The 17,418-nt window shown below is 70.1% G+C and carries 9 protein-coding genes; 6 read left to right on the forward strand and 3 right to left on the reverse strand.

What is annotated here, in order from left to right; all coding sequences use genetic code 11:
* Window positions 1–332: 332 nt before the first annotated feature.
* A complete protein-coding gene (gene metH, locus ABZ552_RS19465) occupies window positions 333–3,929 on the reverse strand; it encodes a methionine synthase (protein ID WP_281879343.1) in 3,597 nt (1,198 codons plus the stop codon).
* Between the two features lie 166 nt (window positions 3,930–4,095).
* Here metH and ABZ552_RS19470 point away from each other — a divergent pair, with 166 nt between their 5' ends.
* Together ABZ552_RS19470 and ABZ552_RS19475 are read left to right on the forward strand one after the other, a co-directional pair.
* Window positions 4,096–4,980, forward strand: coding sequence for a PAC2 family protein (locus ABZ552_RS19470; RefSeq protein ID WP_039798445.1), 885 nt, complete (start codon window positions 4,096–4,098; stop codon window positions 4,978–4,980).
* Window positions 4,981–5,094: 114 nt separating this feature from the next.
* Entirely contained in the window at window positions 5,095–7,686 is a 2,592-nt protein-coding gene (locus ABZ552_RS19475) for an AMP-binding protein (RefSeq protein WP_357438772.1), read from the forward strand.
* On the opposite strand, the gene ABZ552_RS19480 is transcribed toward ABZ552_RS19475, so the two are convergent.
* Window positions 7,588–7,893 carry a hypothetical protein gene (locus tag ABZ552_RS19480; protein WP_159844034.1) on the reverse strand — a complete coding sequence of 102 codons (306 nt, stop codon included), beginning with the start codon at window positions 7,891–7,893 and terminating at the stop codon, window positions 7,588–7,590. The genes ABZ552_RS19475 and ABZ552_RS19480 overlap by 99 nt on opposite strands.
* A gap of 331 nt (window positions 7,894–8,224) precedes the next feature.
* On the opposite strand from ABZ552_RS19480, the gene ABZ552_RS19485 reads away from it, so the two are divergent.
* From ABZ552_RS19485 to ABZ552_RS19500, 4 genes are read left to right on the forward strand one after another with little or no spacing between them, the layout of a single operon-like run.
* Entirely contained in the window at window positions 8,225–9,364 is a 1,140-nt protein-coding gene (locus tag ABZ552_RS19485) for an XRE family transcriptional regulator (RefSeq protein WP_281879341.1), read from the forward strand.
* A 26-nt stretch (window positions 9,365–9,390) separates the two neighbouring features.
* Window positions 9,391–11,184 carry a TIGR02677 family protein gene (locus ABZ552_RS19490; RefSeq protein ID WP_357438775.1) on the forward strand — a complete coding sequence of 598 codons (1,794 nt, stop codon included), beginning with the start codon at window positions 9,391–9,393 and terminating at the stop codon, window positions 11,182–11,184.
* Window positions 11,184–12,608 (forward strand): TIGR02678 family protein, encoded by a 1,425-nt coding sequence (locus ABZ552_RS19495; protein WP_357438778.1) that lies wholly within the window; start codon window positions 11,184–11,186, stop codon window positions 12,606–12,608. The genes ABZ552_RS19490 and ABZ552_RS19495 overlap by 1 nt, the downstream gene beginning before the upstream one ends.
* A 3-nt stretch (window positions 12,609–12,611) precedes the next feature.
* Entirely contained in the window at window positions 12,612–16,802 is a 4,191-nt protein-coding gene (locus ABZ552_RS19500; protein WP_357438781.1) for a TIGR02680 family protein, read from the forward strand.
* A gap of 57 nt (window positions 16,803–16,859) precedes the next feature.
* On the opposite strand, the gene ABZ552_RS19505 is transcribed toward ABZ552_RS19500, so the two are convergent.
* Complete coding sequence (locus ABZ552_RS19505) at window positions 16,860–17,267, reverse strand: M15 family metallopeptidase (protein WP_281880908.1); 408 nt, start codon at window positions 17,265–17,267, stop codon at window positions 16,860–16,862.
* Window positions 17,268–17,418 lie beyond the last annotated feature (151 nt).

Here is a 17,418-nt window from a genome sequence, read left to right on the forward strand (position 1 = left end):
GGAAAGACTCCGAAGGCGTACGCGCCGAGGTGCTTCGCACCACTGAGCAGGGACGCGAACGCATCCGCCGACTGCCCCGGATGCAGTTACAACGCCTTCGACAATGGCACATCTACCCGACAGACATCCACCTCCCGGCACGGGGATGGACGATCGCCCAGGTAAACCGCGCGCGCCCGCCCCTGTGACGCGCCGACGAACGCTCCGGTGCCCGCGCGACACGACATCAGGGCAGGTAGCAAAGGCCCTTGGCACGACAGCATTTCGCTATGGCTCGCAGGCCACACAGCGATCGCCGACCGGCCCCGACGCCGCGCCACATCCGCGCACGGCTACGCGTTGAAGTACTTCGCCTCCGGATGCACCAGGACGAAGGCATCCGTCGACTGTTCCGGATGCAGCTGCAACTCTTCGGACAGCGCGACGCCGATGCGGTCGGCCTCGAGCAGATCGACCAGCTTGGCGCGGTCCTCCAGCTCCGGGCAGGCGCCGTAACCGAAGGAGTAGCGTGCGCCGCGATAGCCGAGCTTGAAGTAGTCCACCACGTCCGCCGGGTCGGAGTCGGCGACCGCGTGGCCGTCGAGGACGAGTTCCTCGCGGATGCGGCGGTGCCAGTACTCGGCCAGCGCCTCGGTGAGCTGGACGCCGATGCCGTGCACCTCGAGGTAGTCGCGGTAACTGTCGCCCGCGAACAGCTCGTTGGCGAAATCGGCGATCGGCTGCCCCATGGTGACCAGCTGGAACGGCAAAACGTCGACCTGACCGGTCGTTCGGGCGTACGCCCGCGAGCGGATGAAGTCGGCGATGCACAGGAACCGGTCGCGCTGCTGACGCGGGAAGGTGAACCGGTACCGTTCCGGCGCATCGGGTTCCGGCTCGGTGAGCACGATGACATCGTCGCCTTCGGACACCGCGGGAAAGTAGCCGTACACGACCGCGGCGTGTTGCAGGACGCCTTCCGTGCTCAGCCGGTCCAGCCAGGCGCGCAGGCGCGGCCTGCCCTCGGTCTCCACCAGTTCCTCGTAGCTGGGGCCGTCACCACCGCGCTGCCCACGCAGGCCCCACTGCCCCAGGAACAGGGCCCGCTCATCGAGCAGACCCGAGTATTCGTGCAGGGCCAGACCTTTCACCACGCGCGTGCCCCAGAACGGCGGCACCGGCACCGGCAGCTCGGCCGCGACGTCGGAGCGTTCGGGCACCACGACGGGGACCTCGGCCGCGCGGCGCTCCGCGGCGATCCGCTTGGAGCGCTCGTGACGCGCTCGGCGCTCGGCGGCCCTTTCCCGCTCGGCGACGGCCTCCGGGCTGTCCGGGTCGAGTTCGCCGCCGCGCTTGCGGGTCATGATGTCGCCCATCAGCCGCAGGCCCTCGAACGCGTCGCGCGCGTAGTGCACGTCGCCCGCGTACACCGCGGTGAGATCGTTCTCCACGTACGAGCGGGTGAGCGCCGCGCCGCCGAGCAGCACGGGGAACTGCTCGGCCACGCCCTTGGCGTTGAGTTCCTCGAGGTTCTCCTTCATCACCACGGTCGACTTCACCAGCAGACCGGACATGCCGATGACGTCGGCCTTCTTGTCCACCGCCGCGTCGAGGATGGCCGAGATCGGCTGCTTGATTCCGAGGTTGACCACCTCGTAACCGTTGTTGGACAAGATGATGTCGACCAGGTTCTTGCCGATGTCGTGCACGTCGCCCTTGACGGTGGCCAGCACGATGCGCCCCTTGCCGCTGTCGTCGGTGGCCTCCATATGCGGCTCGAGGTACGCGACGGCGGCCTTCATCACCTCGGCCGACTGCAACACGAACGGCAGCTGCATCTGGCCGGAGCCGAACAGCTCGCCGACCGTCTTCATCCCCGACAACAGGGTCTCGTTGATGATCCGCAGCGGCGGCACCTCGGTCATGGCCGCGTCCAGATCGGCCTCCATCCCCGCCCGTTCACCGTCGACAATGCGCCGCTCCAACCGCTCGAACAGCGGCAGCGCGGCCAGTTCCTCCGCACGCGACGCCTTCGACGAGGACGTGGACACGCCTTCGAACAGGGCCATCAGCTTCTGCAGCGGGTCGTACCCCTCTGCTCGGCGGTCGTACACCAGATCCAGCGCGGCCTCGCGCTGCTCGTCGGGAATCCGGCTGATCGGGAGGATCTTGGAGGCGTGCACGATCGCGGAATCCAGCCCGGCCTCGACGCACTCGTGCATGAAGACCGAGTTGAGCACCTGTCGGGCCGCCGGATTGAGGCCGAAGGAGATATTGGACAGGCCCAGCGTCGTCTGCACGCGGGGATGGCGGCGCTTGAGTTCACGGATGGCCTCGATGGTCTCCAGCCCGTCGCGGCGCGACTCCTCCTGGCCGGTGCCGAGGGTGAAGGTGAGCGTGTCGATGATGATGTCGCTTTCCGACAGCCCCCAGTTGCCGGTGATGTCGGCGATCAGCCGCTCGGCGATCTCGACCTTCTTCGCCGCGGTGCGGGCCTGGCCCTCCTCGTCGATGGTCAGCGCGACCACCGCGGCGCCGTGCTCGGCGACCAGCCGCATGGTCTGCTGGAAACGCGAATCGGGACCGTCGCCGTCCTCGTAGTTCACCGAATTGACCGCACAGCGACCGCCGAGGTGTTCCAACCCGGCCTGCAGTACCGGGGCCTCGGTGGAATCGAGCATGATCGGCAGCGTCGAGGCGGTGGCCAGTCGACCGGCCAGCTCGGCCATATCGCGCGCGCCGTCGCGGCCGACGTAGTCGACACACAGATCGAGCATGTGCGCCCCGTCGCGAGTCTGGTCCTTGGCGATGTCCAGGCACTTCTGCCAGTCCCCGGCGAGCATGGCTTCGCGGAACGCTTTGGAACCGTTCGCGTTCGTCCGCTCGCCGATCATCAGGACCGAGGCGTCCTGCTCGAACGGCACCGCGGTGTACATGCTGGACACACTCGGCTCGTGCACCGGCGCGCGACGCTCGGCGATCGGCGGGAGGGTGCGCTCCACTTCACGCACCGCGGCGGTGACCTGGCGGATGTGCTCGGGCGTGGTCCCGCAGCAACCGCCTACCAAGGCCAGCCCGAACTCGGTGACGAACCCGCGCAGCGCTACCGCCAACTCCTCGGGCGACAGCGGGTACACCGCCCCGTCCGCGCCCAGCACCGGCAGCCCGGCGTTCGGCATCACCGAGACCGGCACCTGCGCGTGCCTGGACAGGTGGCGCAGGTGCTCGCTCATCTCGGCCGGGCCGGTCGCGCAGTTCAGCCCGATCATGTCGATGCCAAGCGGCTCCAGCGCGGTGAGCGCCGCGCCGATCTCGCTGCCGACCAGCATCGTGCCGGTGGTCTCCACCGTGACGTGCGTGATGACGGGGATTCGACGCCCCAGTTTCGCCATTGCGCGCCTGCTGCCGGTCACGGCCGCTTTCACCTGCAGCAGGTCCTGGCAGGTCTCGATGAGGATCGCGTCGGCGCCGCCGTCGAGCATGCCGAGAGCGGCCTCGGTGTAGGCGTCGCGCAGCGCGGCGAACGGGGCGTGCCCCAGAGTGGGCAATTTGGTGCCGGGCCCCATCGAACCGAGCACGTAGCGTGGCGTACCGTCCGACGAGGGACCCATCTCGTCGGCGACCTCGCGTGCCAGGCGGGTGCCCCGCTCGGAGAGATCACGGATCCGGTCGCCGAGGTCGTAGTCGGCGAGGTTGGACAGATTGCAGCCGAAGGTGTTGGTCTCGACCGCGTCGGCGCCCGCCTCGAAATAGGCCCGATGGATGCCGCGCAGGACATCGGGGCGGGTCTCGTTGAGGATCTCGTTACAGCCCTCCAGCCCGCGGAAATCGTCCAGGGTCAGGTCGGTGGCTTGCAGCATGGTGGCCATCGCACCGTCGCCGATGACGACACGGCGGCGCAGCGTGTCGAGTAGCGTGGTGTCGAACTCGGCGGGGACGGACGCAGACATGCGTTCCAGCGTAGTGGGCGGGGTGGACGTTCCAGGCCACCACGTCGAGGCTCGGTGTCCTGGGCCACACACCCGGCCCGACGACGCGGCCGCCGCGCGCGAAAACACGCCACCCGGTCCGGCGTCAGAGGACACGCCATACCGCCGCACACCGTAGGCTGACCGAGTGAACGCCAGTGAAACTCCCGATCCGGAACTGCCGACGTTGCGGGATCCGGTACTGGTCGCCGCCTTCGAGGGGTGGAACGACGCCGGTGACGCGGCCAGCGGCGCCGTCGAGCATCTGGAACTGATCTGGGACGCCGAGCCGTTGGCCGAACTCGACTCCGAGGACTACTACGACTATCAGGTCAACCGGCCGACCGTGCGTCAGGTGGACGGCGTGACCAGGGAAATCCAGTGGCCGTCGACGATGTTGTCGGTCTGCTCGCCGCCCGGTAGCGACCGCGACGTGGTGCTGCTGCGCGGCATCGAACCGAACATGCGCTGGCGCAGCTTCTGCGGCGACCTGCTGGAGTTCATCGAGCAGCTCGGGGTGCAGACGGTGGTGATCCTCGGCGCCCTGCTCGCGGACACCCCGCACACCAGGCCGGTGCCGGTGACCGGCTCGGCCTACAGCAAGGAGGCGGCCGAGCGGTTCAACCTGGAGCAGACCCGCTACGAGGGACCGACCGGCATCACCGGCGTACTGCAGGACCAGTGCGTCAAGGCGGGCGTCCCGGCGGTGTCGTTCTGGGCCGCGGTCCCGCACTACGTCTCCCAGCCGCCGAATCCGAAGGCGACCATCGCGCTGCTGCACCGGGTCGAGGACGTGCTCGACATCGAGGTGCCGCTGGGTGAGCTGCCCAAGCAGGCCGAGGACTGGGAGACCGCGGTCAACGAGATGACCGTGGGCGACGAGGAGATCAGCGAGTACGTGCGCTCGCTGGAGGAGCGCGGGGACGCGGCGGTCGACGTCAACGAGGCGATGGCCAAGATCGATGGCGACGCCATCGCAGCCGAATTCGAGAAGTACCTGCGCAGGCGGGGTCCGGGTAGCTTCGGTCTCTGATCGGTTGCGCGGCGGCGCGTTCGGTGCGGACGTTCGTCCGGCGCGGGGTTCACCGGAAGTTCGCCAGGGGGCCACCTCCGGGCCGGGCAACGGCCGCCTCCTACACTTTCGCCGGTGACCGTCCATCCGATCGTCGAGCGTCTGCGCACCTTCGACGAGCGGATCGCCGTCCATTGCCCCGACCCGGGCGCGGACGGCGATGCCGGGTGCGAACCCGGCCGGCAGGTGACCTACGCTCGGCTTGCGACGCTCGTCGAGGCCTACGCGACCGAGCTGGGCCCGGCCCGCCGCCTCGTCGCGCTCGCCGCGCGCAACGACCTCGCCTCGCTCGTCGCGTATCTCGGAGCGCTCAGCGCCGGGTGCGTCGTGTTGCTCGCCGAGCGGATCACTGCGGAGTTGCGGTACACCTACGACCCGGACATAGTCATCGAGGACGGCCGCGCCCGCGTGGTCCGGGAACGCTCGGCGCATCGTCTGCATCCGGATCTCGCGCTGCTGCTGAGTACGTCGGGGTCCACCGGGTCGCCGAAGCTGGTCCGGCTCTCCGCGGAGAACCTGCGCTCGAACGCCGCCGCCATCGCCGATTACCTGGCCATCGGCCCGGACGACTGCGCGGCCACCACCTTGCCGATGTTCTACTGCTATGGCCTGTCGGTGGTGCACAGCCACCTGGTGCGCGGGGCGAGCCTTCTGCTCACCGACCGGTCGGTACTCAACGCGGAATTCTGGCAGGCGTTCCGGGACTGCCGGGCAACGTCTTTCGCCGCGGTTCCCTACACCATCGATCTCCTGGACCGGATCGGTTTCGCCCGCAAGTCCCTGCCCCACCTGCGCTACGTCACGCAGGCGGGCGGCAGGCTCGCGCCGGAGCGCGTGCGCGAATTCGCCGAGCTCGGCCGCGAACGCGGCTGGGACTTCGTGGTGATGTACGGCCAGACCGAGGCCACCGCCCGGATGGCCTACCTGCCCGCGCATCTGGCGAGCGCGCATCCCGACTGCATCGGGATCCCCATTCCGGGCGGCGAATTCACCCTCGAGCCGGTCGAGGATGCCGGTGACGAAGGGGACGAACCGCGCGAACTGGTCTATCACGGGCCCAATGTGATGATGGGCTACGCGAAGTCGGCCGGGGATCTGTCCCTCGGCCGCACGCTGACGGCCCTGCGCACCGGCGACCTGGCCCGGCGCACACCGGAGGGTTTGTATCGGGTGGTCGGCAGGCGCAGCCGGTTCGCCAAGATCTTCGGGTTGCGCATCGATCTGGAACGGCTCGAATCCGCGCTGGCGGAAGCTGGATTCACGGCTTGCTGCGCCGACGACGACGCGCACTTGGTCATCGCGGTCGAGAACCCGCGGTCGGATCCGACCGAGCTCGCCGTGCGCCTGTCCGGCCTGCCCGCCGCCGCGGTCGAGGTCCACCCGGTCGAGCGGATGCCACGGCTACCAAATGGCAAACCCGACTACCCCGCTATCCGCCGACTGGCCGGGCCGACGCCTCGAGGACGTGACATCCGTGCCCTCTACGCCGCCACCCTCGGCATCGACCCCGCGCGGATCCACCCGGACAGCACCTTCGTCGATCTCGGCGGCAACTCGCTCACCTACGTGACCACCGCGGCGCGACTGGAGCGGGCACTCGGCGGCCTCCCCGCCGACTGGCCGAACACACCCGTCGCGGACTTGGAGCGGACACCCGAGAGCCACAGGCGCTTCGGACGAACGCTCGACACCGCGACACTGCTGCGCGCCGTCGGCATCGTGCTCATCGTGAGCGCGCACGCCGGAGTGTTCGTGCGGTGGGGCGCGGCACACGTACTGCTCGGGGTGGCCGGGTTCAACTTCGCGCGCTTCGCCGCGACCGCGGCGCCACCCGCCGAGCGATTGCGGCACACACTGCGCGCCGTGGGATACATCGCGGTGCCGACGGCGCTATGGGTCGCGCTGACGCTGCCGTTCAGCGACTACTACGGCTGGCAGAATGTCCTGTTGCTGAACAAGATCCTCGGCCCGCACGACAGTGCCACCGCCGGTCACCTGTGGTTTCTCGAGGTGCTCGTGTACTTCATGCTGGTCGCCGCGCTGCTGATCCGGATCCCCGCGGTGGACCGGTGGCAACGCGCCGAGCCGTTCTGGTTCGCGATGGCGCTGGTCGCGCTGAGCCTCGTCTTCCGATACCAGGCGTTCGGTCTGTATTCGGCGAAGGACATCCCGTTCTCTCCGCTGGCGGTCTGGCTCTTCGCGCTCGGCTGGGCGGCGGCGAAGGCGACGTCGGTGTGGCAGCGGATGACGGTGACTGCCGTCGTACTGATCGCGGTGCCTGGATATTTCGGCGTTCCCGAGCGGGAACGACTGATCATGGCGGGTTTGCTCGCACTGGTGTGGTTGTCCGCGGTCCGGGTTCCCGCCGTCGTCGCCGTCTGCGCGGCGGTGCTGGCCGACGGCTCGCTGTTCGTCTATCTGCTGCACTGGCAGGTGTACCCGCTGTTCGAACAGCACCGGCTCGCGGGGCTGCTCGCTTCCCTGGCAGCGGGTGTGATCGCGACCGGTGCGGCGACCTGGCTGCGACGCTGGGGATCGGTGCGGTACCGGGCATTTCGGTCGCGGCGGTCAGCTCTCCACGGTCCACACCCGCGCCGCCGCGTCCTGCGCCAGTTTGGCGATCAGGATGTCGCGGGGAATCGTCTGACCGGCAAAGTGATCGAGTGAGGGAACCACCACATGATGCGCGTCGGCGCGCTTGAGTTCCGCCGTGAGCTCGGCGAAAGCCGTCCCGTCACCGCCGGTCGATTCATGGAACGTTGCGGCGAAGCACAGCCCTTCCTCGCGGGCGAGGCTGCTCATCGCGGCCTCGAGCTCTTTGCTATGGCCATCGGCCAGATCGTCACGCAAGTATCCATAGATCAACGCTTCCACCCGAACCTCCGTTGGATTGGGATCGCTGTTCTCTTATGTGGATCCACCCGTTTTACGGGGTATTTGCGCTTCGTGCAAGAGCAGATGTACTTGCAACTGCTCTTACAGGAGGGGCTGGCAAACTTCTGGCGCCAACTCAAGGATGCACAACGCGGTCAGCCGAATGTAGCTGGCAACACACGGACATCTGTCTGCCCTCTTAGGGCCACCAAACGTTAACTGGTGCGATACTACAGTCGTGGCCGCTACCGACGATCGACCCGTCTGGGCTGTCCGAATGCGTTCCGAGCGTGACGCGAGGGGGTGGTCGCAAGCCGACGCTGTTCGCGTGATGCGTGGAAAGTCTTCGCACAACCTGCCGACCGACAGTACGCTCCTACGCAACTGGCGCCGTTGGGAATCGGGCGAATCACGCCCCGACGACTTCTACGCGCCCATCATCGCCGCCACCTTCGACACGGTGGCCGCGGCGTTCTTCCCGAAGGCGAGACCCAACCGGGACGACGAATTGCTCTCGGCGACGGGCATGGACACGCTCGAGTTCCTCGGGCGACTGCGCATGTCCGACGTGTCCTCGGTGACGCTGGAGGCCATCCGCATCACCGCCGAGCGCCTGTGCTGCGAATACTCCTACGCAGACCCGCACGACCTGCACACCGAGGGCACGGCCTGGCTGCGCAGGATCACCTCGTTGCTGGATGGTCGCCTGACCCTCGCGCAGCACCGTGAAATCCTCGTTCTCGCTGGATGGGTCGCGTTGCTGGTTGGTTGCGTGGATTACGATCTCGGCCGGCGAACCGCCGCCGAGGCGACCCGCCGCGCCGCCCAATCGCTGGCGCGGGAGGCGGAGCACCTCGAGATCGCCGCGTGGGCAGCGGAAATGACCGCGTGGTTCGCGCTGACCCAGGGCAACTACCGCGGCGTCATCGAGACCGTGCAGCCGACGCTGGAAGTAAGCCAGCACCTGCGCGTCGGCGTTCAACTCGCCGCCCAGCGCGCCAAAGCCTGGGCCAGGTTGGGTAATCCACGGGAGGTCGAGGCCGCCCTCAACGAGGGTCGAGCTATCTTGGAGCGACTCGAGCATCCGGCGAATCTGGACAACCATTTCGTCATCGACGCGAACAAGTTCGACTTCTACGCGATGGACTGCTGCCGGGTGGCGGGCGAGGATCGGCTCGCCGAAACCTACGCGCGCGAGGTGATCCGCAACGCCACCCGCCCCGATGGCACGGTACGCAACCCGATGCGCGTCTCCGAGGCGCACCTGACGCTCGCCGTGGTCGCGGTGCGCGACCGTGATCTGGAACTGGCGGTGGCCGAGGGTAAGCGCGCGTTCGCGGGCAGCAGGCGGTCGCTGCCGTCGCTGATGTGGATCGCGGGCGAAGTCGCGCGCGAGATCATCGAGCGATTCCCCGGCGACCCGCGCACCCGCGCGTATCTGGACCAGATGCGTTCGTTGTCCGTCGAGTGAGCCGCACCGCTCCGCAGCCGCGGCGAATGGTGACGAACCGGACCCGGCCACCCCGAACAGCGGAACGTCCTGCGGGTGGCGATCGGCCCGCTACTACCCTGTTCCCGGTGACCGACTCCGATGACGGCTGTGCCGACACCCCCTGGGACGACCGGCTGCGGCTGTTCTCTTTCGCCACCGCCGAGCGGCGCGCGGACTACCTCCGGGTGCTGCGCGCGTTCGACAGTGCGCGAGCGGCGTACGTGGTGCTGCTGCACGCCGACGACGTCGCGGAGTGGATCGAACGCCACGGAAGCGTCCTGCGCGCGCCGGACCCGACTACTTCGAACCGACCGGTCGCAATGGCAGGGGGCGCGGGGGGCACCACGGAATTCCGTACGCGTCCGCCAGGTTCGCGCGAGGGCGAGCGACGGGAGCGGGAAACCGATGTGCCGGAGCAGCCCCCGGAGACGACCGGCCGGGCCGCGGCCGCGCGCCTGACCGCGGCCGAGATCGGTCCGCTGCTGGACCAGCTACACCACTGGGGCGTGCTGGAACGCAGTTACGACGGAGCCCGCGCCGCGACGCTGGCCGAATACCGCAACCGGCACTACGTGTACCAGTTCTCCCAGGCGGGCTTCCAGGCATACCGGGCGGTCGCCGGTGTGCTCAGCGCGCGCCTCGACGACGCCTCGCTGTCGCGCCTCGTGCTGCCCGAGTTGCTGGCCGATCTGCACACCCTGGCCGAGGCCAATCGGGCGGGCGACGCCGAACGCGTCTACCGCACGCTGCGTCGTCTCGACACCGCCCTGTCCGACCTGGCCGCCCGCGCCGCGCACTTCTATCTGGGGCTCGGCGACCTGGTGCGCACCACCGAGATCACCCCGGAATCGTTTCTCGCGCACAAGGACGCGCTGCTCGCGCACATGCGGGAATTCAGCCTGGACCTGGCCCGATTCACCCCGCGCCTGGCGGCGGCGATCGCGGAGATCGAGGAAACCGGAGCCGACGACCTGATCGTCCGGGCGGCGCGCTGCGACGAACGGGTGCTCCTGAGCATCGATGAACGCCGCGCCGATTGGCAGGCCAGATGGGACGGACTGCGGACCTGGTTCGTGGCGTCCGCCGGCGAGGCGGACGGGCCGACGGAGGCCGAGCGACTGCGCGAGGCCACCATGAGCGCCATCGCCGCGGTGCTCTCGCTGCTGCGGCGGGTCACCGAGACGCGACGCGGCGGGGTCAGCCGGGAATCGGCACTGCGGCATCTGGCCGGCTGGTTCACCGCGGCGCCGACCGTGGACAGTGCCCACGCCCTGTTCGACGCCGTGTTCGGGCTGGGCAAACCACGGCACCTCGCGATGGAGCACCCGGACGCCGATGTGATCCCGGCGATCCGATCCTGGTGGGACGCACCGCCGTTGGAGATCTCACGCACCCTGGCCGAGACCGGGCGCCCGCCCTCGGCCGGTGCGCCCGCCCGCATCCACCGCAACGACGCGGGCATCCGGCGCCTGCGCGAGGCCCAGTTGGACGCGCAGCGGGCCCGTGCCGCGGCCGCCAGGTCGCTGGCCGCCGGGGACGTGCACGAACGGGTCCTGGACGACCGGGAAACCGAAGTGCTGCTGCGGCTACTGGACGCCGCGTCCACCGCGTGGGTCCCGGTGCGCGGCCGGGTGGCGGGCACCACCGGTTCCGACAGCGGCGTCACCCTCACGGTGTCCGAGCACGACGGTCCGACGGTGGTGCGCACCACCCGCGGGCTGCTGCGGTTGAACAACCGGACGCTGAAGATCGAGCAGACGACCGGAACGCGGTCGCACCCGCGCGGGGAGCGCCGCTGATGCACGGACGCACCATCGATGCGCTCGCGCTCGACAACTATCAGCGCGCCGCGCGGGTCGTCCTGGCCAACCACCTGGTGACCCGCACCTACCCGGACCGGATCGCACTGCCGCTGATCCGGCGCTGGGCCACCGAGTTGCGCGAGGACCTCGCCGAATTGTTCGGCTACCGGCTCGAAGTCACGGAGACCACCGCGCGGGTCTTCCCGGTGCTGGACCGCCTCGACGCGGGCAGGCCCGCGCGCACCCCCGCCGAGCGCGTTTTCGACCGCCGCCGCTATGCCTATCTCGCCCTCGCGCTCGCCGCGTTGGGACGCGCGGGAGACCAAATCACCCTGTCCGAGCTGGCCGAACAGGTGGCCGCCTACGCGAGCCGGGTGGACGGGCTCGAGCTCGCCACCGACCGGGCCGCCGACCGCGACGCGTTCGTCGACGCGGTGGGCTGGCTGACCGTGCGCGGCGCGCTCACGTTGGCCGACGGCGACGCGGGCGGCTGGGCCAGCGATCCGGAAGCCGGTGAGGCGCTCTACGACATCGACCGACAGGTGGTCTTCGCGCTGTTCCGGCCGCCGCGGGCACTGCAGCATCTGCACAGCGTGCGGGGGCTGCTCACCGAAGACGCCACGGTTCCCGGCCGTTCGGCGCACGCGACCGGCACCGCCGAGATCGCGCGCCGGGTGCGCAGGGCGCTGGTCGAACAACCGGTCGTGTACGCCGAGGACCTCGCGCCCGAGGAGCGCCCTGTCCTCGCCCAGGAGCGGGTGGTCGCGGAGGTGGAGCTGTTCACCGGATTGCGCGCCGAACGCCGGGCGGAGGGCGTCGCGCTGATCGACACCTCGGGGCGGCTGTCGGACGTCCGCTTCCCGGGGACCGGCACGCTCGCGCAGGTCGCCTTGCTGCTGGCCGGCGAGATCGCCGACCGGGTGCTGGATATCGACCACCCGCTGCCGCGGCGCCACAGCGCGACGGACCTCGGCGAGGCACTGGCCGACCAACTCGACGAAGCCATCCCCGAATCCAGCATGTTCACCCCGCTCGCCGAATCCGGTGTATCGGATTCGCTTGCCGACGACCTCGATCCGCCGGACGGCCGACGGCCACCGGAGGATCCACCGGTTTCGCCCGGCTATCCACTGATCGACCGGACCTGGTTGCGCGAGACGGTCCAGGCGCTCGCCGACCGCTACGGTACGACGTTCGCCGCGCAATGGCAGGCCGACGTCGCGCGCCTCACCACCGAGGTGGTGGCCTTGCTGGAGCGGCTGCGACTGGTCCGGGTGGTGGACGACGGGCTGCTCGTGCTGCCCGCCCTGGCCCGCTACCGTGGCGCGGTCGTCACGGTCCGCACCAAGCGGGCGGCGGAACTGTTCGTCACGGCGGCCGACACCTACGGGCCCGACGGCACCGGTACGGAAGGGAACTGACGGATGTCGCTCATTCACGGCGGAGTGCGGTTCACTCCGACCCGCGCCGGGATCGTCAACCTGTGGGATTACCGCGACCAGGAGTTCTGTTTCGCCGACGGCAGATTGGTCCTGCGCGGGCCGAACGGATCGGGCAAGACGAAGGCGCTGGAAGTGCTGTTCCCCTTCGTCTTGGACGGACGGATCGAGCCGCGCAGGCTCAACCCGTTCGCCGGCGAGGAGCGCACGATGAAGTCGAACCTGCTCTACCGCAAGCAGGACTCGGCGTACTCGTATGTCTGGATGGAGTTCGCGCGCGGCCGCTGGGAGGACCCCGAGGCGGTCACCGTCGGCGTCGGCATGCGCGCCACCCGTTCCTCGGACAAGGTGACCCGCTGGTATTTCGTCGCCGACGGCCGGGTTGGTGTGGACTTCTCCTTGATCGGCCCGGACGACCGTCCGTTCACCCGCAAACAGCTCGCCGAGCAGATCGGCACCGATTCGATCGTCGACCGGCCGGTGGACTATCGCAACGCCATCGACGCGCGCATGTTCGGTCTCGGGACGCAGCGCTACGACCAGCTGATCAATCTGATCCTCACGCTGCGCCGTCCGCAGCTGGCCAAGAACCTGGACCCGCGCGGCCTGTCGCAGGCGCTCACCGACGGCCTGCGCCCGCTCGACGAGCAGCTGATCCTGGACGCCGCCCGCTCGTTCAGCGACATGGAGGAGGTCGGCCGCACCCTCGAGGGTCTGGTGCACGCCGACACGGCGACGCGGGCGTTCGTCGAGGTGTATCGCAAATATCTTGCGGTGCAGGCGAAGACGGACGTCGACCAGGTGCGCGCGCGGCTCGACGCGGTGACCCACGCGAGCACCGCCCTGTTCGCCGCCACCGCCCTGCGCGAGCGCAGGGAAACCGAGCGCACCGCCGCCGAGGCCAGGGCCGAGGACGCGGACCGCGCCTACGAGCAGGCTCTCGCCGACCGGGAGAACCTCCAGCGTTCCAGCGCCTACGAGGGCAAACAGCAACTCGACGACTTGGCCGACGCGGTGCGGCGCCTGGAGACCTCGGCGGGCGTGCACGCCGACAAGGCGCTCAAGTCCCGCCAGACCTTGGACCAGCGGACCCAGGAGGCCGAGCGCGCGCGCACCGCGGTGCGCACCGCCGCCGCCGCGCTCGCCCGCGGTGAGGACGACCTGCGCGCCGCGGCCGAGGAGGCGGGAATCGCCTGGACGCCGCTTCCGGAGACGACGCGGGCCGAGCAGCTCACCATCGCCGTGCGCGGGCACGCCGAGGAACGTGACGCCGACGTGCGCGCAGTCCGGAAGGCGGTCGCCGCGGTGGACACCGCTGCCGCCGAACGCACCAGGGCCGAGCGGCTCGCCGAGCGCGCGCGGGAACTGCGCGACGCGGCCGCGGCGGAAGTCGCGCACGCCGAAGCGGCGGTCGCCGTGACCCGCTCCGAGGTCGCGGCCGCGTTGCGGACCTGGTGGGACGAGCACCGCGAGATCTACGCCCCGGTGCGCGCCGGGTTGTTCGAGGCGTTGAGTTCGGCGCTGGCCGAGACGGATTCGGATGCGCCATCGGTCGCCGAAGTGCTGGCCGAGCGTGCCGAACCTGTGCTCGACGAAGTCCGTACCCGGCGTCAGGAGGCACGCGCCCGCGTCACCGCGGCCACGGCGCGCCACGATGAGCTGACCACCGAACTGGAACGGGTGACCGCCCGCCGGGACGACGCGCCACCGGCATTCGCGGGCCGCTCCGGCCGGACCGGCGACCAACCCGGCGCCGCGCTGTGGCGGCTGGTGCGTTTCGCGGACGACGTGCCGCCCGAGGCCGCGGCGGGCATCGAAGCCGCGTTGCACGCCGCGAATCTGCTGGACGCCTGGGTCTGCCCGAGCGGCGAGCTGCCGCGCGACTACGACTCCGATCAGTTCCTGGTGCCGCTGCCCGCATCGGACCGCCCGACCGGCCGCACGCTCGCCGACGTGCTCGTCATCGAAGACGATTCGGACACCCTGACGGTGCCGCGGCAGGTCGTGGCCGACGTGCTCGCCTCCGTCGCCCTGCACGAGGGCGCCGGTGAGCCCGGCGGCGCGGTGACGATCGGAGCCGACGGCGCGTTCCGGCAAGGCGTGCAGATCGGCAGGCACCGCAAGGCCGACGCCGAGTTCATCGGCGCCACCGCGCGGGCCAGGCGCCGCGAGATCCGCTCGGCCGAGCTGACCGCCGCCGCGGCCGCCGCGGACGAGGACCGGCGCGCCGCCGAACAGCAGGAAGCCGCCGCCACCGCCGAACTCGCGCGAATCTCCGCCGCCGCCAAGACGCTTCCGCGCCCGACCGCGGTGACCACCGCCTTGCGGGCGGTGTCGGAGGCCGCGGGCATGCTGCGCTCGCGCGCGGAGGCCGCCGCCCACGCCGAGCGCGACCTCGACCGAGCGGTCGCGGAAGTGTCCGCCGCGGAGAAGAAGTTGCGCGCGGCCGCCGCAGCCCATCGCACGCCGCGCACGGCACGCGAGATCGACGCCCTCGCGGCCGCCATCCGGCACTTCGAGAACACCGGAACGGGATTGCTGCGCCTGCGCGGCGACCACGAACGGGAACGGGAGCGCGCACGCGAGGCGGAGGACCGTTTGACCGAGGCCGCCGACCTGGCCGAGGCGTTCGCGGAAGAAGCCGAGGCCGCGCACACCGGCTACCAGGAACAGCTGCGGAAACTGGAGATCTTGCGGGAAGCTCTCGGCGCGGGCGCGGCCGACGTCGATCGCGAATTGGAGCGGGCCCGGCAGCGGATCGAGGCGACCAAGGCCGAGCAGAAAGCCGCGCGCAAGGCCGCCAACCAGGCCATCGAGGCGGTCGGCGACGCCGAGGCCGCCTACCGCACCGCGCACGAGTCCCTCGCCACCGCGCTCACCGAGGTGCTGGCGGACGTGCGAGCCCTCGCGCCGTACGCTCGGCCGGATCTGCTCACGCTGCTCGGCGCGCCCGCCGACGGACGCTGGCCCAGCAGCGACGCCGCGTGGTCGACGCCCGAGCAATTGCTGTACCGGATATCGAAGGCAGGGCCGCAGGCGCCACCGCGGGTGCTGCCCGACGAAGTCGCCGCGCTGTTCGACAGTCTCGCCGCGGCCACGTCGTCGGTGCGCGCCGGCGAGGCGGCCCGCAAGTCCACGCGCTCGGCGGTGACCGCGGCGTTGCAGGAATTCGATGCCGCGCTCGCCGCTTCGGGCCGCGATTACCGGTTGCAATGGGACGCCGCCGACGGCCTCACCGTCGTCCAGGTGCACGACGAGCACGGCGTCTCCGCGCTGGCCGACTTCGCAGGCCGCCTCGACTCCGCACGCCGTGACCAGGAATTGCTGCTCACCGACGCCGAGCGACGCATCCTGGAGGACGCGCTGTTGACCGGCCTGGCCCAGCAGATCCACGAACGCACCAGCGACGCCCGCGATCTCATCGGCCGGATGGGCGCGGAGATGAAACAGCGCCGGATGTCCTCGGGCAACACCATCGGCGTGCACTGGGTGCTGGCCGACAGCCTGTCCGACGCGGCGCGGGCGATGTGCAAGCTGCTCGACCGGGATGCCTCGGCGCTGACGGCGGAGGATCTGGCGGCGATCCGTGCGCATTTCGCCTCCGAGATCCGCGCGGCGCGGGCGGCTCACCCGGAACGCTCCTACCCGGAGATCTTGGCCGCGACGCTGGATTACCGCACCTGGCGGGTGTTCTCGTTCACCTTGATCTCCGCCGACGGCAGCGAGGACAAGCTCACCGTGGCCAGGCACAGCGCGCTGTCGGGCGGGGAGCAGTCGGTATCGCTGCACCTGCCGCTGTTCGCCGCGGCGCACGTCATGCTCGATTCGGCCGACCCGCAGGCCCCGCGCCTGCTCGCGCTGGACGAGGCGTTCGCGGGCGTCGACGACAACGGCCGCAGCGAATTGCTCGGATTGAGCGTGCAATTCGACCTGGACCTGTTCATGACCGGTTACGACCTGTGGATCACCTATCCGCACGTCCCGGCGTGCGCGCACTACGACCTGGCGCACTCGGCGGCCGAGAACACCGTCAGCGCGACACTGCTGGTGTGGGACAGCGGCGACCTGCTCGCCGAACACGACGGAACGGATCTCACCGCCGCGCTCGGTTCTCCCGATCGCCGCCGCGTCCCCAGCACGATCGAGGGCGGCCTGGAACTCACGCCGATGACCTAGCCGACCGGCTCATTCCGGGGCATCGCGGCGCGCGGCGTCCGGCAGACCTGCGGCGGATCAGCGCACACTCGCGTCCGGCGTCATCGGCGGGCAATCCGTGCCCGGCACGGTGGCCAACTCGAAATGCCACCATTCGTTCTCGAACATCCGGCACAGTCCCCACCGGTAGCCGTTCGCCTCGAGCCACCGAGCGCCCTGCTGCGGACCGACATCGATCGCGTCGCCGGAGACGTGGGTGGACTCCTCCGGCGGCAGCACCCAGCGGCGCGCGTCGTCGGGCCCGTAGGTCGCCACGCCGTCCTCCCACAGCGCCTGCTGCTCGGCGGGCGTCCGATATCCGGACGTGATGGACAAGGGCACCCCCTGGGCGTGCGCCTCCCGCTCGGCCAGGGTGTACGCCAACGCCAGCTTGGGATCGAGCCCCTCGGTTCCCGTCGCCGAGCCCACCGACTCCCGCTGCTCGATGGCGACGGCGGTGTCGGCCTGCGCCTGTCCCGCCCACGCGCCGGTCGCGACCAGCACCGGAAGCACCGTCACCGAAAGCCCTACCGCCACCCGACTCCGCACAGAATTCCCGAGCACCATGCGCCGATGCTATCGCCTCTGCCGGATATGC

The organism is Nocardia sp. NPDC019219 (assembly GCF_040632645.1).
Classification (GTDB): Bacteria; Actinomycetota; Actinomycetes; order Mycobacteriales; family Mycobacteriaceae; genus Nocardia; species Nocardia sputorum.